Annotated in this window: 14 protein-coding genes; 9 read left to right on the top strand and 5 right to left on the bottom strand. The window is 61.1% G+C overall.

Annotation, left to right across the window (positions count from 1 at the left end):
• Positions 1–218: 218 nt before the first annotated feature.
• Together AADA15_RS16040 and AADA15_RS16035 are read left to right on the top strand one after the other, a co-directional pair.
• Positions 219–1,079 (top strand): YihY/virulence factor BrkB family protein, encoded by an 861-nt coding sequence (locus tag AADA15_RS16040; protein ID WP_341642571.1) that lies wholly within the window; start codon positions 219–221, stop codon positions 1,077–1,079.
• A 121-nt stretch (positions 1,080–1,200) separates the two neighbouring features.
• Positions 1,201–1,368 (top strand): hypothetical protein, encoded by a 168-nt coding sequence (locus AADA15_RS16035; RefSeq protein ID WP_341642570.1) that lies wholly within the window; start codon positions 1,201–1,203, stop codon positions 1,366–1,368.
• 19 nt (positions 1,369–1,387) lie between these two features.
• On the opposite strand, the gene AADA15_RS16030 is transcribed toward AADA15_RS16035, so the two are convergent.
• Together AADA15_RS16030 and AADA15_RS16025 are read right to left on the bottom strand one after the other, a co-directional pair.
• The gene (locus AADA15_RS16030) at positions 1,388–2,119 is read right to left on the bottom strand and encodes an RlmE family RNA methyltransferase (protein WP_341642569.1); all 732 of its coding nucleotides are present in this window, start codon (positions 2,117–2,119) and stop codon (positions 1,388–1,390) included.
• Between the two features lie 83 nt (positions 2,120–2,202).
• Positions 2,203–3,315 carry a Ppx/GppA phosphatase family protein gene (locus AADA15_RS16025; protein WP_341642568.1) on the bottom strand — a complete coding sequence of 371 codons (1,113 nt, stop codon included), beginning with the start codon at positions 3,313–3,315 and terminating at the stop codon, positions 2,203–2,205.
• Positions 3,316–3,626: 311 nt separating this feature from the next.
• Here AADA15_RS16025 and AADA15_RS16020 point away from each other — a divergent pair, with 311 nt between their 5' ends.
• From AADA15_RS16020 to AADA15_RS16005, 4 genes are all read left to right on the top strand, one after another.
• Positions 3,627–3,923, top strand: a complete 297-nt coding sequence (locus AADA15_RS16020; RefSeq protein WP_341642567.1) for a virulence factor — start codon at positions 3,627–3,629, stop codon at positions 3,921–3,923.
• A 26-nt stretch (positions 3,924–3,949) separates the two neighbouring features.
• Entirely contained in the window at positions 3,950–4,882 is a 933-nt protein-coding gene (locus tag AADA15_RS16015) for a methylenetetrahydrofolate reductase (protein WP_341642723.1), read from the top strand.
• A 3-nt stretch (positions 4,883–4,885) separates the two neighbouring features.
• A complete protein-coding gene (locus tag AADA15_RS16010; protein WP_341642566.1) occupies positions 4,886–5,947 on the top strand; it encodes a dihydropteroate synthase in 1,062 nt (353 codons plus the stop codon).
• 284 nt (positions 5,948–6,231) lie between these two features.
• Entirely contained in the window at positions 6,232–7,842 is a 1,611-nt protein-coding gene (locus AADA15_RS16005; RefSeq protein WP_341642565.1) for a response regulator, read from the top strand.
• A gap of 118 nt (positions 7,843–7,960) precedes the next feature.
• Here the strand turns inward: AADA15_RS16005 and AADA15_RS16000 are convergent, their stop codons facing one another.
• The 3 genes from AADA15_RS16000 to AADA15_RS15990 all read right to left on the bottom strand — a co-directional run bounded on the left by AADA15_RS16000 (position 7,961) and on the right by AADA15_RS15990 (position 12,579).
• Positions 7,961–9,145: a T6SS phospholipase effector Tle1-like catalytic domain-containing protein gene (locus AADA15_RS16000; RefSeq protein WP_341642564.1), complete on the bottom strand. Its 1,185-nt coding sequence runs from the start codon at positions 9,143–9,145 to the stop codon at positions 7,961–7,963.
• A 78-nt stretch (positions 9,146–9,223) separates the two neighbouring features.
• The gene (locus tag AADA15_RS15995) at positions 9,224–11,272 is read right to left on the bottom strand and encodes an ASKHA domain-containing protein (RefSeq protein WP_341642563.1); all 2,049 of its coding nucleotides are present in this window, start codon (positions 11,270–11,272) and stop codon (positions 9,224–9,226) included.
• Positions 11,273–11,430: 158 nt separating this feature from the next.
• Complete coding sequence (locus tag AADA15_RS15990; protein ID WP_341642562.1) at positions 11,431–12,579, bottom strand: CaiB/BaiF CoA transferase family protein; 1,149 nt, start codon at positions 12,577–12,579, stop codon at positions 11,431–11,433.
• Between the two features lie 208 nt (positions 12,580–12,787).
• Between AADA15_RS15990 and guaB the strand changes: the two genes are divergently transcribed.
• The 3 genes from guaB (at position 12,788) to AADA15_RS15975 (ending at position 17,853) form a co-directional block, all read left to right on the top strand.
• Entirely contained in the window at positions 12,788–14,236 is a 1,449-nt protein-coding gene (guaB, locus tag AADA15_RS15985; protein ID WP_341642561.1) for an IMP dehydrogenase, read from the top strand.
• A 37-nt stretch (positions 14,237–14,273) separates the two neighbouring features.
• The gene (locus AADA15_RS15980; RefSeq protein WP_341642560.1) at positions 14,274–15,449 is read left to right on the top strand and encodes an RsmB/NOP family class I SAM-dependent RNA methyltransferase; all 1,176 of its coding nucleotides are present in this window, start codon (positions 14,274–14,276) and stop codon (positions 15,447–15,449) included.
• A gap of 94 nt (positions 15,450–15,543) precedes the next feature.
• Positions 15,544–17,853, top strand: coding sequence for a hybrid sensor histidine kinase/response regulator (locus tag AADA15_RS15975; RefSeq protein ID WP_341642559.1), 2,310 nt, complete (start codon positions 15,544–15,546; stop codon positions 17,851–17,853).
• The last annotated feature ends 20 nt before the right edge of the window (positions 17,854–17,873 follow it).

The following is a 17,873-nucleotide window of genomic DNA, read 5'->3' as shown; positions in this document are numbered from 1 at the left end:
ATGGCAGCCGAGCTGACAACGACCCAGAATGTCACCGATCCAGTCCCGATTTCTGTTGCATTTTCAGGCAGTATGGCCGGATGCGCAGCCGGGCGCCAGTCGCTTGCTGGTGTCACAAGGCCACAGATGCCGGGCAAAACGTACCGGCGGGAGGATTGACAGGGTTTGCCGCCGCATCGCCTCTCGCCAATTCGGCCAGCCTGTGGAAGGTTCGGACCATGACTGCCTCATCCGATCCCAAATTCATCCTGCGTGCCGTCGTGCGTGCCCTCTCTGCCTTCAGCCGCAAGAACGGCTGGGTGATGAGCAGCCACATTGCAATGTCGATGATGCTGGCGCTTTTTCCGTTTATCCTGTTCACGGTGTCCTTGTCAGGGGCCATCGCGTCGGTCCTCGGGCAGGATGTGGCGATTGGCGATCTGCTGGATCCGGTATTTGGCAGCTGGCCAAAGGAGGTCTCGGGACCTATCTTGCGCGAGGTCTATGCGGTGCTGGAAACCTCGAGCACCAGCCTTGCGACCTTTGGGGGCGTTCTGACGCTCTATTTTGCCTCGAACGGTGTGGATGCGGTGCGCATTGCCATGGTCAATGCCTATGGCGACACCGACCTGCGCCCTTTTTGGAAGGCGCGCCTGATTTGCCTTGGGCTTGTCATTGTCGGGGGGATCGGGGTGATGGCAACGGCCCTGTTCGAAGTGATCCTGCCGCTGTACCTGCGGTATATCGCTGACCTGCTGCCTTACCCGGTGGTTGGCGCAGGCTGGGAGCAGGGGCTGCGCGGCGGATTGTTGATTCTGGTGCCGCTGGTGGCGGTGCTGCTGTGCCATCTGTTGTTGCCGGGACAAAGGCATCGGCTGACCCAGATCCTGCCAGGGGCCTGCCTGACGCTGGTGCTGTGGTGGGCTGCAGGGGTGGGTTTTGCCGTCTATGTCGGATCTTTTGCGCAGTATTCAGCGACCTACGCGGGATTGGCCGGGGCCATGGCGGCGATGATCTTTCTTTATGTGAATGCGGCCATTCTGATTCTGGGCGCCGAACTCAACGGGGCACTGATGGCCGAAGACTGCGAAAGGGACTGAGACAGCGCACTTATTGTCGCCAAAGGTGAAACAATAAGGCGGGGTTGCCTCAATTTGGCCATGGGCACGGCGCATTGGCTGTCTAACTTCATCTCAACTCAAGAAATGAGGAGAGACAAGGATGCGCAAGTTTCTGGAACAGCTCTTAGGCGCGAAAGAGGCCGAAGCCAAAGCAGATGTGCCTGCGTTTTTGATTTCACATCAGTGCGACGGTGAGCGGCTGGACTCTGCCCATTGGCGAGAGGTGGCCCTGATGTCCTTCGACGACGGGCACAAGCCTCTGGCCTGACGCACGCCTCAAAGGGACCCTAGCCGCGAAACCCCGTGGCCACGACGAATTTCTCGGAGCTGTCCGAACGCGATGAGGGCGGCTTTACATTGGCAACCTTGGTGAACTTCTGCTTCAGGAGTTTCTGCAGTTCCCCTTCGGCACCGCCGGCAAGCACCTTGGCCACGAATGTGCCGCCTTCTTCCAGAACATCAAAGGCGAAATAGGCGGCTGCCTCGCACAGAGCCATGATTTTCAGGTGGTCGGTCTGCTTATGACCCGAACTGGCGGCGGCCATGTCCGACATCACAACATCTGCCATGCCGCCGAGCCATTCCTTGACCTTGTCGTCGGCGCCTTCATCCATGAAATCGAGCTGATGGAACTCGGCCCCCGCCAGCGGCTCCACCTCCTGCAGGTCGACGCCGATGATCCGTCCCACTGCCTTGCCCTGTTTTTCGCCCAGCGCATTGATCCGTTTGACGGCCACTTGTGCCCAGCCACCGGGCGCGCAGCCCAGGTCGACGACACGGGCACCGGGCACAAGGAAGCGGAACTTGTCGTCCAGTTCCATGATCTTGTAGGCAGCGCGACCGCGATAGCCCTCGGCCTGGGCCCGCTTGACGTAAGGATCGTTGAGCTGGCGCTGAAGCCAGCGGGTCGAGGATAGCTTGCGCCCGCGCGCGGTCTTGACCTTGACCTTGAGATCACGCTGGCCGCGACCCGAAGTGTTCTTGCCGCTCGGGCCCGTGCCGGAGGGAGTTTTTGCCATCTTTGATACCATCTTTACCAGTGCATCGATCCGCTTGCGCGGTCCATGACAGATCGGAAGCGAAAACTCAAATCGTTGGGGGCTCAGAACGGCCCGTCTTCCAGAACGCCATCCGCGCTCATCTGCGCATACAGCAGCCCCTCACGCAGGCCCCTGTCTGCCACCGACAGCCTGTCCGTGGGCCAGCACCGCAAAAGAGCCTGCAGGATCGCGGCACCCGACATGATCAGCGCCTGACGGTCCTCGCCGATGCGCGGATCGCTGCGCCGCCCCTGCGGGCCAAGGTCAAGGTAGCCGCGGATCACCTTGTCGATCTGATCGCTGGTCATCCGCAGGCCGTCCACCTTGGTGCGGTCATAGCGCTTGAGGCCAAGGTGAGACGCAGCGACCGTGGTGACGGTGCCCGAGGTGCCGACGATCTGGAACCCTTCGCGGGTCTGCTCGTCCTTGTAGGGGGCGAAATCGGCCAGGTGTTCCTCGAAAAACCAGCTCATCAGAGCAAAGCGGGCGGCGTCGTCCTCAACATCGTTAAACTGATCGCGCAAGGTTGCCACCCCCAGGGGAACCGAGATCCAATCCACGACCTTCGCGGCGGGAAAGGGGCTTTCGGGTGGATGAAACCCTGCGTGCAGGCGCATGATGGCAGAGGGGCGGTCGCGGCGCGGCACCGATGAGATGTCGATCCAGACCAGTTCGGTCGAGCCACCGCCGATGTCCACCACCAACAGCTGTTCGGTTTTGGTCGACACAAGGGGCGCGCAGGAAATCACCGCAAGGCGGGCTTCTTCCTCGGGCTGGATGATTTCAAGGGTCAGGCCGGTTTCCCGTTTGACCTGGCGGATGAACTCGCGGGCGTTCTTGGCACGGCGGCAGGCTTCGGTGGTGACCAACCGCATGCGGCGGACCTTGTTGCGCTTGAGTTTCTGCTGACAGATCCGCAGCGCCTGAATGGTGCGCGCCATGGACGAGCGGGACAGACGCCCCGTCCGTTCAAGCCCGGTTCCCAGTTGAACCGACTTGGAAAAACTGTCCACCACATGAAAGCCGCTGCCCTTGGGCTGGGCAATCAGCATGCGGCAGCTATTTGTGCCAAGATCCAATGCAGCATAAAGCGCATCCGGATCCGGACGGGCTGGTACAGGGGTTTCTACCGCTTTGGGAAACGCGCCCGCACCTTTGGAACGCCTGGGCGCCATGAGTCACGCCCTCCGATTATCGTGTTAACCTTAGAATATGCGCCGAAATCCGCCTGCGCAAGTGGCAGTGAGAGGCAAACGTGATTTGACCGGGAGGGCAGACGCCTGGCTCAGCCTTCCACCCATGCAGGCGGCTCATAAGCTTGATGAGAATTATGAGGGACAGGTTCTGTGGCCTTGGGCGGGCAAAAATTGTAACCAAGGGCAGAGCAAAACGTCGCTCACACCCCAAGTGTTGTCGAAATTCGGCGTACGCGATCCGTGCTGTCGCCGTAGAAACGCAAAAGAACAGACGAAAAGGATTGGCCAAGATGCCGGACGTCACCATCGTATACTGGCGCGATATTCCGGCGCAGGTCATTGTCGGCAAGGGGCGCCGCGGCGCCAAACGCCAGCTCGAAGAGCGTTTCGAGCAGGCCATCGACCGCGCGGCCATGAAGGTCAACGCCAAGGATGCCGATGCCTATCTGGCGGAATGGCGCAAGGCTGCGCCTTACCCGGTCGAAGGCGATCCGGCAGAGGTCGCCGAGGCCGAAGCCACCCGTCTGGAGCGTGAATACGACCAGGACCGCCTCAAGGCCCTGATCACAAATGATGGATGGGCATGAGCCTGACTGCACTATGGGAGGCCGCGATGGCTTTGTTGAACTTCAAGAAACGCGAGGCCAGCAGCCCGCAGCCGGTCAACCCTGAGGTTGAGGCCTTCCTGCGTGGCTATTCGATTGAGGTGATGCCGCGCACGGCCGCCAAGGTTGAGGATTTCCGCGATCTGCTGCCTGCGGGCACCCGTGTCTACATCGCCCATATCGAAGGCACGCCCATCGAAGACATGGTCGAGACCGCCAAGCGGCTCAACGCCGAAGGCTATCCGGTGATGCCGCATTTCCCCGCACGCATCATCAAGGATGAAGCGACCTTGGCCGACTGGATCGCGCGTTACCAGGGTGAGGCGGATGTGAAACAGGCGCTGTTGCTGGCGGGCGGTGTGGCAGCGCCTCATGGCGCCTTTGACAGCTCGATGCAGCTGTTGGAGACGGGCTTGTTCGACAAGGCAGGCTTCACCAATCTGCATGTTGCGGGCCATCCCGAGGGCAACAAGGACATCGACCCCGACGGTTCTGTCAAGAACGTGATGGAGGCGGTGCTGTGGAAACAGAAGTTCTCGGAGCGGACAGATGCAAAGATGGCGCTGGCCACCCAGTTCGCCTTTGATGCAAAGCCGATCATCCAGTGGGCCGACGGGCTGAAGGCTGCTGGTGTCGATCTGCCGATTCATATCGGGATCGCAGGTCCCGCCAAGCTGCAGACGCTGATCAAATTCGCCATTGCCTGCGGCGTTGGTCCCTCGCTCAAGGTGCTGCAGAAACGGGCGATGGATGTCTCCAAGCTCTTGCTGCCCTATGAGCCGACCGATGTGATCGCCGAGCTGGCCGCCCACAAGGCCGCAAACCCGGATTTCAACATCACCAACGTCCACTTCTTCCCGCTGGGCGGCATCAAGACCAATGCCACCTGGGCCATCAACAATGGCGGCGCCGCGGCGCAGCCGGTCAACCCCCAAGGATAAGACATGACCCGTACCGTCGTAGAATCAAAAACAAAAACCGCTGTCCTGGGCTTTGACGAGCCGTTCTGCGTGATCGGTGAGCGGATCAATCCCACGGGCCGCAAGAAGCTGGCGGCGGAACTGGAAGCGGGCGATTTCTCAACCGTGGAAAAGGACGCGCTGGCGCAGGTGATGGCGGGCGCGGATATCCTTGATATCAATGCGGGTGTTGTCTACAACTCAAACCCCAATCCGAACGAGACCGAACCGCCGCTGATGACAAAGATCATCGAACTGGTTCAGGGGCTGACCGATGTGCCGCTCTGCATTGACTCTTCGGTTCCGGAAGCGCTCGAAGCGGGCCTTGCCGCCGCCGAAGGGCGCCCGCTTTTGAACTCCGTCACCGGCGAAGAAGACCGTCTGGAGCTGGTGCTGCCGCTGGTCAAGAAATACAACGTGCCGGTGGTGGCGATCTCCAACGACGACACCGGGATCTCCGAAGACCCGGATGTGCGTTTTGCCGTGGCGAAGAAGATCGTGGAGCGCGCTGCTGACTATGGCATTCCGGCCCATGACATCGTGGTGGATCCCCTCGTGATGCCCATCGGCGCCATGGCAACCGCTGGTCTTCAAGTCTTTGCCCTGGTGCGCCGCCTGCGCGAAGAACTGGGGGTGAACACGACCTGCGGGGCGTCCAACATCTCCTTCGGTCTGCCCAATCGCCATGGCATCAACAACGCCTTCCTGCCGATGGCGATGGGCGCCGGCATGACCTCGGCAATCATGAATCCTGTGGCGCTGCCGGTGACGCAAAAGGCGATTGCCGAGAAAAAAGAGCAGGTTACCGCTGCCGGTATCATCCTTCCCGACGGTATCGATGACGAAACCTTCGTGACGCTCTTCGGCCTTGGCTCGACCCAGCCGCGTGCAGGCAAAGAGATGGAGGCGATCCGCGCTGCCAATCTGCTGACCAATAACGATCCGCACGGCGGGGCCTGGATTGCGGCGAACAAGGCACCTGCAAAGCCCGGGGAAGAGGGTCGTGGCCGTGGTGGCCGCACCGGAGGCCGCCGCCGCCGCGTCTGACCTCAGTGAAGTGACGCTTTCAGAAAAGGTCGGGATTATTTCCGGCCTTTTCTTTTGGGGTGCAGTCGAACTCGATGCACTCTGCATCGGGATCATGCAGATGCGGGATCTTTCCTTGGCAGGCGGTCGCTGGAGCTTTGCTCTGTGGGCGCGTATACCGGGCTGGCGATCCGGGTGACTGCGATCTTCAGACTCCGTTAGCGAGGATGCCATAAGAATTCCATCATGGAGCACCTGCCGTTGTGCCGGTGGGCATGTGTCTCTGTGTGTAAGGGACGTAAAGAGTGAAACGACTTCGAAAGACCGACATCTATGCTCTGTTGGATGCCGTTGGCCTGGCCGTGATCGTCCTTGAGGTGGGCGACGATGGAATCCCCAGATACGTCGCGATGAACAAACGCTCGCGTGCCATAACAAAGCTGCCCGCAGAAGGCTGGTTCGGGAAAACCGCCTTTGAGATATTCGGGGGGTCCACCGGAGAGCGTGCGCTTGCGAAGCATATCGAAGCAGCTCGCGCGGCAGAGGAAATAACCTACGAGATTGATCTCCCGTCGGTTCACAAGACACGCTACCTTCGTACAACGATGACGCCTGTGTTCGATGAAACGGGAAATCTGACCCACCTTGTGGGAACCTCATTGGACATCACCTCAGAGCGCGAACGCGACGCTGCCTTGGAACTCACACGAATTGCGCAACAAAAGGCCGAGGCGGCAAACGAGGCAAAGCAACGTTTTCTGGCCGAAATGAGCCACGAGATCAGGACACCGATGAATGGGATCCTTGGGATCTGCGAGTTGCTGAAGGAAACCGGGCTGAACGAAGAGCAGAACCTGCTCGCCGATACGATCCTGAGTTCCACAACGGCCTTGCTGAATATCGTCAATGAGGTTTTGGATTTTTCGCAGATCAACGCGGACCGGATTTCCCTGCACTATGAAGCTTTTTCGCTTCGGGACCTTGTTGCTGAGATTGTGACGCTTTTCTCGGCCAAGACCTCTTTCAAGGGGTTGGGTTTTCAACTCGACTACCCGGAGGCCGTTCCCTCGGTTTTTGTGGGGGACGCCAGCAAGACCCGCCAGATCCTCCTGAATGTGATCGGAAACGCAATAAAGTTCACCGACGAGGGCGCGGTGTCGCTTGTGGTGTCCTATGATGCGAACTCCGCCAATGGGGCGTTGGGTTTCATGGTTTCCGACACTGGTTGCGGAATTGAAGAAAGCAAGCTGGGGAAAATATTCTCTGCATATGAGCAAGCCTCAAGCTCCCCCAGGTCCCGCGAACAAGGAACCGGCCTAGGGCTTGCGATCACTCAGGCTCTTGTGGAGCGTATGGGCGGTAGCATAGCCGTCGAATCCGCACCGGGGCAGGGGGCACGTTTTTCCATTTCGCTGGATTTCGCGGCGCAAGGTGACAGCGACGTCGCGCCCAGGTCAAAGGCACCGACAGGCATCCCCTCTGAATTCGGGGCGGCCCCTTCAGCCGTGGATGCGCCTGCTGACGCCGCCTCGTCAAACCGGCTGCATGGAAAACGGATCCTTGTGGCAGAGGACAACAAGACCAACCAAATGGTCGTGGACCGGATGCTCGGCAAACTGGGAGTCGAGGTGACCTTGGTGGAAAACGGGGCTGATGCGGTGGACACCTATATCGCATCGGATTTCGATCTGATCCTCATGGATCTGTCCATGCCCGTCATGGGGGGGCTTGAGGCAGCCCAAAGGATCCGGCGCCACGAACAGGATAGCGGCCGTAGCCCCTGCCAGATCGTCGCTCTGACCGCGAATGCGCAAAAGAGCGATGCGACAGCCTGTTATGCCGCTGGAATGAACGGTTTTCTGAGCAAGCCGTTCCGGAAGAGTGAACTGCTGGAGTATCTGAGTTCTTTTGAGTGAACGGAGCGCAAATGGGTGCGAACGTGCAAACACGCGACTGACGATGATGGCTTCGGCCATGGCCTGATGGAGCGGCACCGGCCGTGTGACATGCCCGTGATCAGCATGGGTCCATCCCTCAGCTGCGTTTTCGCAGATTGGGCGGGTCATATCGCATCGCGGGATCGTTGCGGCGCTCGAAAAAGGATGAATCAATCAAGGCATCTTCGGGGATATGCCGGTACTGACCCCAGGGGATGTAGTAGCCAAGCCAGCCCTTCTGGTCGGGCCATGTGCTGCGAGAGGTCAGGCCGGGAAAGATCTCGAGGATCGGCCAACCTTTGCGCAGCTTCATCTGGCTGTGCAGCCGCGCTTTGGCGCTGGGTTTGGAGATCTCGAGTTTCATTCGCTCGGTAACCTTGTCCTCCTTCCCGCAGACATAGCGCTGGTAGAATTGTTCGCGGAACACCAGGCTGTCGACGCCGAGTCCGTCCAGCTCTTCCCGCATCCAGACCATGGTCTGCTTGGACAGCCCCGCCTCGGGCTCGGGCACGCTGCCGGCCATGTCCGTATGGGTACCGGGGAACCAGACCTGTTTCACGTCCTGCGGCGGTGGCTCCTTGCGGGTCTTGAACCGGTTGCCGTAGTACATCTGGCCCTCGCTCCAGACCTGATGGCGAAAGAAACGGCGGGTCTCGTCGATCGACAGGACATGGCGCACCGCCTGAACCGAGGGGTTTTCATCTACGCTTGAATGGGTGCCGAACTCGATCAGGCTGCCGCCGCCGATCTTGAAGCGGATCATGGAGCTGACCGTGTCCCAGAGCCCGAGAAACCGGATCGGGACGTGGCGGATGTGAAAGAACTGTTCGGCAATGCGCAGGGGGGCGTATTGCGTGCGCGGACCATCCTGGCGCAGTTTTCGCCAGGCCCTGAAGACAGGTCCGATCAAATGCAATTCATGCGGCGCGACCAGGCCAAAATCATTGATGAACCCAGCCAAAACCCGCGCCGTATAGGCGCCGCGCGAATAGCCGAAGAAATAGAGCTTGTCGCCCTCGCGGTAGTTCTCGCAGAGGAAGGAATAGGCATGCAGCACGTTGGCATGGAGGCCAAGACCAAAGGCGAGCCCAAGCACGAGCCGGGTCTTTGCGAACAGGGGCTGGGCAAAGGGGCGAGGGGACAGGGTTCCGACACCCGGCTCATAGTAGATCAGCTGGTTTTCGTCATGCTTCAGGCACTTGTAGAGCCGCAGGATATTGCTTTCGTTCTTTTCGACCTCATTGCCCGTGCCATCGAGGCAGATGATCAGTTTGCGTGACATGAAAAGGCTTTCCGGGAATCCCTGCCGGAAAGCCTAGCCCCAACTCTCCCCGGAACGCAATCTTTGGTTGATCGCCTGTCAGCCGCGCCGCCGTCTGCGTCTGCGCCCGCCTTCGGCCGCGCCATCGCCGCCGCCGGTGTTGAAATTCACCTCTGGCAGGGTGACGACGGTTTCAAGGATCGGGAATGGCTCGACCGAGTTCGGGATGGCCGAGGCATTGACGAAATGCTCCTGGAAACGTGGCTCGACGGCTGTTTCCACCTTTTCGATCTGGCGCACGGTGTTCTCGATCTCGCGGCGGGCCTTGGTGTTCAAAAGAGCAATCCGCGCGCCCGTGCCGGCGGCATTGCCTGCGCTGGTGACCTTTTCCAGCGGGCAATCTGGGATCATCCCCAACACCATCGCGTGTTTGGCCGAGATATGCGCGCCAAAGGCGCCCGCCAGAACCACCCGGTCCACGGTATCGACCCCGAATTTGTCCATCAGCAGGCGCGCGCCCGAATACAGGGCCGCCTTGGCCATCTGGATCGCGCGGATGTCCGGGTTGGTGACAGTGATGGTCGGCCCGCCATCGGCAGATCCGTCCCACAGAACATAGGCGTTGGTGCGCCCGTCCTCTATGCAGCGCGCAGACCCCGTCTGCTCGGCCGAGCCGATCAGACCGGAGGCATCCAGAACACCGGCAAGACGCATCTCGGCAATCGCCTCGATAATGCCTGAACCACAGATGCCGGTGATCCCGGTGGTCGCAACCTCGGTTTCAAAACCCGGATCATCCGACCACAGGTCGGATCCGATGACGCGAAAGCGGGGTTCCTTGGTCACGGCGTCGATCTCGACACGTTCGATGGCTCCGGGCGCGGCGCGCTGGCCACTGGAAATCTGCGCGCCTTCGAACGCTGGCCCCGTGGGCGACGAACAGGCGAGAACCTTTTCGGTGTTGCCAAGCAGGATTTCCGCATTGGTGCCCACATCGACCACCAGCACAAGGTCCTTGGATTTGTCGGGCGCCTCGGACAGGGCAACGGCGGCGGCGTCGGCCCCCACGTGTCCGGCGATACAAGGCAAAAGGTAGACGCGTGCGGCCGGGTGAATGTTGAGATCCAGCTCACTGGCGCGTAGTGACAGGGCATTTGAAGTGGCCAGGGCAAAGGGCGCCTGACCCAGTTCGAACGGGTCGATACCAAGGAAAAGGTGGTGCATGACCGGGTTGCAGACAAAGACCGCATCAACAATCAGATCGGTCGAGATGTCAGCCTCTTCGGCGATCTGGGTGAACAGCTGCCGCATCCCCTCGCGCACTGCGCGGGTCATTTCCTGATCACCCCCTTTGTTCATCATGGCGTAGCTCACCCGGCTCATCAGGTCTTCGCCAAATCGGATCTGCGGGTTCATGATGCCCGAAGAGGCCACGACCTCACCGGTTTTCAGATCACACAGATGGGCCGCGATGGTGGTGGATCCCAGATCCACTGCCAGCCCATAGAGCGCGCCCTCGTACAGGCCGGGCCAGATGTGCATGATGCGGGGCGGGGTGGTTTCGTCGCCCAGGTGAACGGCAACGGTGACCTTCCACGCGCCTTTGCGCAGGATCGGCTGCATCTGTTGGAGAATATGCAGATCACACTGGACTCCGTCCAGCTCCCACTGCACCCGCAGCGCCTCGACCAGGCGCTCCAGATCGCCCGAGGGCTTGTGCATGTCAGGCTCTTCCACCTCGACATAGAAGAGCCGCGTGGAGGGGTTCATCACGATATCGCGCGCTTCGGCCCGTTTGCGCACGACCTGGCGGTGAACCTGGCTTTCGGGGGGCACATCAATGACCACATCGCCCTCGATCAGGGCCTGACAGCCAAGGCGCCGCCCGTCGATGAGGCCGCGCTTGTCCTTGTAGCGCTGTTCCACCTTGTTCCAGGGGCTTAGCGCGCCTTCTTCAACCGTAACGCCAAATTTGGAGAACTCGCCGTAAGAGGGCGTGATCTGGCATTTGGAGCAGATACCGCGTCCGCCGCAGACGGAATCGAGATCGACGCCGAGCTGCCGTGCAGCGGTCAGAACTGGAGTTCCGACCGGAAACCGCCCGCGTTTGCCAGAGGGGGTGAACACAACAAGAGGATCGTCAGCCATACCTGTGCCTTGAGTGAGTGCGCTATTGACGCGGAGCATAAGTTCTTTTTGGCCAAGGGAAAGGCGGGCCGCGTCATTTTGCGGGTCGGCACCGGCATTTTTTGCAAAAGACGCATGCGGAATGTGAATGAAACCCGCTCGTCGCGGCGGCGCAGGTGTCAGCTTTGCTTTAGCCAGTCCAGGATCGCGGCCCGGTCCCCATCCAGGCGCGGCGCCGGGGCGCGGGTCTTTGGGTCCACAAGGCCGGACATCTTGATGGGGTTGCCCGCCGCCGTATAGGCGGGCTTGCCGCTCTCATCCAGCACGTCCACCACCATGTTGCGGGCCAGGATCTGGGGGTCCTGCAACACCTCTGCCACGTTCTGGATCGGGCCGGTAGGAATTCCCGCGGCCGTCAGAAGCGTGATCCAATGATCGGCAGGCTGGCCGATCGTAACGGCCTCGATCAGGCGCTTCAGCAGGCGCGCGTTCTTGCAGCGTTCGGGGTTGGTGGCAAAGCGGGGATCCTCCGCCAGTGGAAGCTCAAGGGCCTCGCATAGTTTCGAAAATAGCGTATCGTTGCCGGCGGCGATGACAAAAAGCCCGTCGCTGCCGTGAAATGTCTCGAACGGGGTGATGGAAGGGTGGCGTGCACCCGAAGGGCGCGGGGGCTCTCCGGTGACCGAGGTGATGGCTATGGCGTGTTCCAGTAGCGCCAGTTGGCTGTCCAGCATGGCCACGTCGACCTTCTGGCCCGCGCCGGTTTTCTCCAGATCGATCAATGCGGCCAAAACGCCTTGAACCAGATACATCCCCGCGACGATATCCCCGATCGACGCACCAACGCGCACAGGCTCGCGGTCTTTCTCTCCGGTGATCGACATCACCCCGCCGCGCGCCTGCACGACCATGTCATAGGCCGGTTTCAACGCATCGGGGCCGGTATGACCGAACCCGGAAACGGCGCCGTAGATCAGCCGGGGGAAACGGACCTGCAGGTCGTCCCAGCCATAGCCCAGCCGCTCCATCACACCGGGGCGGTAATTCTCAAGCAAGACATCTGCGCGTGCCAGAAGCCGGTCAAAGATGGCGCGGTCCTCTTCCGCCTTCAGGTCTAGCGCGATGCTTTCCTTGCCATGGTTGATCGTTGCGAAATAGGCGCTTTGGCCGTCCTTGAAGGGGGGGAAGCTGCGGGTGTCGTCACCGATGCCGGGGCGCTCGACCTTGATCACCTTGGCGCCGAGATCCGATAGGATCATCGTGGCATAGGGCCCGGCCAGCACATGAGTGAGATCGAGGATGGTGATACCTGCAAGAGGTCCGGGCATGGCGGAGGGTCCTTATTATTGTTCGAGCGCGGTTCTAATCCAAACCGGGATACAGATGCTTTGTGACAGGGGCTTGCGGCATCGACCTTGACCCAGATCAGGGCCTTGGGCCAGCCGCAGGCGGGAATAATTGTCGCGGCCTCTTTTACCTGCCGGACTTCTGTGCAATAGGGTCACCGCCAAACGGTGTTTTGCATGGGGATGACAAATGCAGATTCGTGAGGCTCTCACCTTTGATGACGTTCTTCTGGTTCCAGGGGCATCCGAAGTGCTGCCCAGCACCGCCGACACGCGCACCCGCGTCACCCGGTCGATCTCTCTCAATATTCCGCTTCTGAGCTCGGCCATGGACACGGTCACCGAGGACCGTATGGCTATTGCCATGGCGCAGGCGGGCGGCATGGGCGTCATCCACAAGAACCTCGATGTGGCCGAACAGGCCCGTCAGGTGCGCCGGGTGAAGCGTTTCGAAAGCGGGATTGTCTACAACCCGATCACCCTGACGGCCGATCAGACCCTGGCTGACGCCAAGGCCCTGCAGGAGCGCTACAGCGTCACCGGCTTCCCCGTCGTGGACAGCAACGGCCGCGTTGTGGGCATCGTCACCAACCGTGACATGCGCTTTGCCAGCGACGACCGCACGCCGGTATCTGTGATGATGACCTCTGACAAGCTTGCGATCCTGCAGGAACCCGCAGACCGCGAAGAGGCCAAATCCCTGATGAAGTCGCGCCGGATCGAAAAGCTGCTGATCACCGACAAGAACGGCAAGCTCACCGGCCTTCTGACCCTGAAGGACACCGAACAGGCCGTTCTGAACCCCACCGCCTGCAAGGACGATCTGGGCCGTTTGCGGGTGGCGGCGGCCAGCTCGGTTGGCGATTCCGGTTTTGAGCGCTCCGAGGCGCTGATCGACGCGGGCGTGGATATTGTCGTCGTGGATACCGCCCACGGCCATTCCGCCGGGGTGATCGAAGCGGTCAAGCGGATCAAGGCGCTGTCCAATGAGGTACAGGTCATCGCGGGCAACGTGGCCACCGCCGAAGCAACCCGTGCCCTGATCGATGCGGGCGCGGATGCCGTGAAGGTCGGTATCGGGCCGGGTTCGATCTGCACCACCCGCATGGTGGCCGGTGTCGGCGTGCCGCAGCTGACGGCGATCATGGATTGCGCCGGTGCGGCGGGTGATACTCCGGTCATCGCCGACGGCGGGATCAAGTTCTCGGGCGATTTTGCCAAAGCGATCGCCGCCGGTGCGTCCTGCGCCATGGTGGGGTCGATGATCGCGGGCACGGATGAAAGCCCGGGTGAGGTGATCCTCTACCAGGGCCGGTCCTTCAAATCCTACCGCGGGATGGGTAGCCTCGGCGCCATGGCGCGCGGCTCTGCCGACCGCTACTTCCAGAAAGATGCCGCCAGCGACAAACTGGTGCCCGAGGGGATCGAAGGTCAGGTGCCTTACAAGGGGTCGGCCAGCGCGGTGATCCACCAGCTGGTCGGTGGCCTGCGTGCCGCCATGGGATACACCGGCTGCGCAACGGTGGAAGACATGCGTCACAAATGTGAATTCGTGAAGATCACCGGCGCGGGCCTCAAGGAAAGCCACGTCCATGACGTGCAGATCACCCGCGAAAGCCCGAACTATCGGATCGGGTGATCCGAATGTGTGAGGGCTTTGGCATCGGGGCAGGGGCGTGACCCCTGCTGCACGCCTGCAGGCGGCGATAGAGATCCTGGACGAGGTGATCGCGGGAGTTGCAGCGGAAAAGGCGCTGACGGGCTGGGCGCGGCGCAGCCGTTTTGCGGGCTCAAAGGACCGCGCGGCGGTGCGCGATCATGTCTTTGCGTCGCTGCGGGCCATGCGCAGCTTTGCCGTTCTCGGTGGCGGCATGACCGGGCGGGGCCTGATCCTTGGCATGTTGCGCGCGCAGGGCACTAACCCCGATGAGGTGTTCACCGGGGAAGGGCATGCTCCATCGCCCGTGACAGACGCCGAGCGTGCGGATCCGCGACCCTTTGCCAGTGTGGCGGAGGAACGCGACATCCCGGACTGGCTCTGGTCCTCGTTCGAAAGCAGCCTTGGACCGGATGCGCCTGCTGCGGCAGCAGCCCTGCAAAACCGCGCGCCTGTCCATCTGCGGGTCAATCTTGGCAAGTCGGATCGGGAACAGGCCATCCGTATGCTTGCCCAGGATGGGATCGTTGCTATCCCTCATCCGGCCTCGGCGACCGCGCTGGAGGTGCAGGAGGGCGCGCGAAAACTGCGCAACGCCAAGGTCTACACCAACGGACTTGTGGAGCTGCAGGACGCAGCCAGCCAGGCCGTTGTCGACCTGTTGCCGCTGGCCGACGGCATGAGGGTTCTGGACTACTGCGCCGGCGGCGGCGGCAAGAGCCTTGCCATGGGCGCGCGGGCGGACCTTCACCTCACGGCACATGATATCGATCCGCGCCGGATGAAGGATCTGCCAGAGCGGGCAGCGCGCGCGGGTCTGTCCGTCACATGCCTGTCCGGGAGCGCGCTCAACGCGGCGGCGCCCTTTGATCTGGTCTTGTGCGACGCGCCCTGTTCCGGCTCCGGTTCCTGGCGACGCGCACCCGAAGGCAAATGGCGCCTGACCCGCGAACGCCTGGATGAAATCCGCGGGATACAAGCGGGCATCCTGGATCAGGCTGCCGCCATGGTGTCCCCCGGCGGTGTTCTGGCCTATGCGACATGCTCGATGCTGGATGAGGAAAATCAGGCCCAGGTCCAAGCCTTTCTGGCGCGCACCGAAGGCTGGGAGCTGGGTGTGCAGCGTGGCTGGCGGGTTCAGGACGGAACCGACGGTTTCTATGTTGCTCTGTTGACGCGATCAAAGCCCGATTGATAAGTATCGATCCCAATTGGGCGGGTTTGCATTAACCTCGCTTTAACCTTGATCGCTGCGTATTGGCGGCATCTTGTTTTTAAACGGAGCCGCAATGACAGGTCGCCCCACTTCCTCCGTCCCTTCATTGCGGGTCGCATCCCCCGAGCAGAAACGCCTTGCGGTGGTGGCTTTGTTGGCGGCGGCGCTGCTGGTGTCACCCTGGCTTGTGCCCGTGCCGGATTGGGTTGCACGCGGGTTGATGGCGGTTGCGCTGACTTTGGTGGCTGTTGCGCTTTTGATGGTGGTGCAGGCGCGGGTGCGGTTGAATGCGCGGGCCATGGCGGCCGATCTTTTGACCGGCTTCATCGAAAAGGATGCAACGCCCACGTTTGTCACCGATGACGAGGGAAGCATCCATGCCTGCAATGATGCCTCTCTGAAACGGTTCCAGGACGGCAAGCAGGAAACCCTTGCAGGGACGCTGCGGTCCGTGCTGGCAAACCCGACGGCGGTGCTGCTGCGTCTGCAGGGCCAGGCAGCCAAGGCTGGTTCGGCCCGCGAGGATATCGTCACGCGACGCGGGCATGTGCGGCTTGCGGTGCATCAGATGCAGGGCGGCAGTTTCCTGTGGCGGGTTGAGGATATTGCCGAACGCAGCGGCCCGGGCCGCGGTGCCGAAACCGTGCCGATCCCGATGATCACGGTCGGGCGCTCTGGCGCCGTCCTGTTCATGAATGAAGCGGCCCGAAAGGTGATCGGAGAGCGGGTAAAGTCAACCGAGCGCCTGTTCAGCGACCTGCCAGTTCGCTCGGGCCAAGTGAATACCATTGTGACCAAATCGGGCCCGGTTGAGGTTCTTGTGACCGAAAGGAACAGCACACAGGGGCGCAGGGAACTTTATATGATGGAAGTGGATACCTCTGGATTGAGCGTCTCCACGGGGGGCTTTGAGAACATGCCCGTGCCCTTCCTCAAGGTGGCGCCATCCGGGGATATCCTGTCCCTGAACAAAATGGCGGTGCATCTGCTGGGTGTGGAATTACGGGATGATCTCAAGCTCGGCCAGCTGATGGAGGGGCTTGGGCGGCCGATGTCCGATTGGCTCCGCGACACGGCGGACGGTCTTGCCTCCAACAAATCCGAGTTCCTGAGACTTTCGCGTCGGGACAAGGAGGTCTTTGTTCAGGTGACCCTGACCCGCACCTTCGAAGACGGTGTGCCGGTGCTGATCGCGGTTCTGAACGATGCAACCGAATTGAAAACACTGGAAGCGCAATTCGTTCAAAGCCAGAAAATGCAGGCCATCGGCCAGCTGGCGGGCGGTGTGGCGCATGATTTCAACAACCTGCTCACTGCGATTTCCGGCCACTGTGATCTTTTGCTCCTGCGTCACGACCAGGGCGATCAGGACTACGGAGACCTGATCCAGATCCATGAGAACGCCAACCGGGCGGCCTCGCTGGTCAGCCAGCTCTTGGCCTTCTCTCGCAAGCAGACACTGCAACCCGAAGTGCTGGATGTGCGCGACACCCTGTCTGATCTGACCCATCTGCTGAACCGTCTGGTTGGTGAAAAGGTCACGCTGACCCTGAGCCATGACCCCGTCATGCGGTCGATCAGGGCTGACAAGCGCCAGCTTGAGCAGGTTTTGATGAACCTTGTGGTGAACGCCCGTGACGCCATGCCGAACGGCGGGGAGATCCGGGTCGAGACCGAGGCCGTTACCTTGAAGGCGCCATTGGAACGCGACAGAGCCACCGTGCCCGCCGGGGACTGGGTGACGATCAAGGTCTCTGACGAAGGGGTGGGGATCGATCCCGACAAGCTGCAAAAGGTGTTCGAACCCTTCTACACGACCAAACGCACAGGTGAAGGCACGGGGCTCGGCCTGTCTACCGCCTATGGCATCATCAAACAGACCGGCGGTTTTATCTTCATCGACTCGATCAAGGGACAGGGCACGCGGTTCACGCTGTTCTTCCCGGTTCACAAGGCCGAGGCCACAGAGACCGTTTCCACGGCCCCCTCGAAACAAGACAACGCAACAGCGCAGCATGGCGAAGGGGTTGTCTTGCTGGTGGAGGATGAGGCGCCGGTGCGGGCCTTTGCATCACGGGCCTTGCGGATGCGTGGGTATACGGTGCTGGAGGCCGAGTCGGCCGAAGATGCACTGCGGACGCTCGAAGACCCGGGCCTTCACGTGGACGTTTTCGTAACGGATGTTGTCATGCCAGGGATGGACGGGCCAAGCTGGGTGCGCGAAGCCCTGAAAGACCGCCCGGACACCCGTGTTGTGTTTGTGTCAGGCTATGCGGAAGGGGCCTTTGGTGAGGCCGAGCCCGATGTTCCGAATTCGGTATTCCTGCCGAAACCCTTCTCTCTGAGCCAGCTTACGGAAACCGTGCATTCCCAATTGAACTGAGGCCACCGCCGAGGCTTGAG

The sequence above is a fragment of the Phycobacter sedimenti genome (genome assembly GCF_038148855.1).
In the GTDB taxonomy this organism is placed as follows: domain Bacteria; phylum Pseudomonadota; class Alphaproteobacteria; order Rhodobacterales; family Rhodobacteraceae; genus Phycobacter; species Phycobacter sedimenti.
Note: the sequence above shows the minus strand (reverse complement) of the source record. Positions and strands in the feature narration are given on the sequence as shown.

Excerpts from the sequence above, each read along its gene's own strand:
- AADA15_RS16025 (WP_341642568.1), bottom strand. The coding sequence starts at position 3,315 with ATGGCGCCCAGGCGTTCCAAAGGTGCGGGCGCGTTTCCCAAAGCGGTA.
- guaB (WP_341642561.1), top strand. The coding sequence starts at position 12,788 with ATGCAGATTCGTGAGGCTCTCACCTTTGATGACGTTCTTCTGGTTCCA.
- AADA15_RS16000 (WP_341642564.1), bottom strand. The coding sequence starts at position 9,145 with ATGTCACGCAAACTGATCATCTGCCTCGATGGCACGGGCAATGAGGTC.
- AADA15_RS15990 (WP_341642562.1), bottom strand. The coding sequence starts at position 12,579 with ATGCCCGGACCTCTTGCAGGTATCACCATCCTCGATCTCACTCATGTG.
- AADA15_RS16010 (WP_341642566.1), top strand. The coding sequence starts at position 4,886 with ATGACCCGTACCGTCGTAGAATCAAAAACAAAAACCGCTGTCCTGGGC.
- AADA15_RS16030 (WP_341642569.1), bottom strand. The coding sequence starts at position 2,119 with ATGGCAAAAACTCCCTCCGGCACGGGCCCGAGCGGCAAGAACACTTCG.
- AADA15_RS16015 (WP_341642723.1), top strand. The coding sequence starts at position 3,950 with ATGGCTTTGTTGAACTTCAAGAAACGCGAGGCCAGCAGCCCGCAGCCG.
- AADA15_RS15975 (WP_341642559.1), top strand. The coding sequence starts at position 15,544 with ATGACAGGTCGCCCCACTTCCTCCGTCCCTTCATTGCGGGTCGCATCC.
- AADA15_RS15995 (WP_341642563.1), bottom strand. The coding sequence starts at position 11,272 with ATGGCTGACGATCCTCTTGTTGTGTTCACCCCCTCTGGCAAACGCGGG.
- AADA15_RS16035 (WP_341642570.1), top strand. The coding sequence starts at position 1,201 with ATGCGCAAGTTTCTGGAACAGCTCTTAGGCGCGAAAGAGGCCGAAGCC.
- AADA15_RS16040 (WP_341642571.1), top strand. The coding sequence starts at position 219 with ATGACTGCCTCATCCGATCCCAAATTCATCCTGCGTGCCGTCGTGCGT.
- AADA15_RS16020 (WP_341642567.1), top strand. The coding sequence starts at position 3,627 with ATGCCGGACGTCACCATCGTATACTGGCGCGATATTCCGGCGCAGGTC.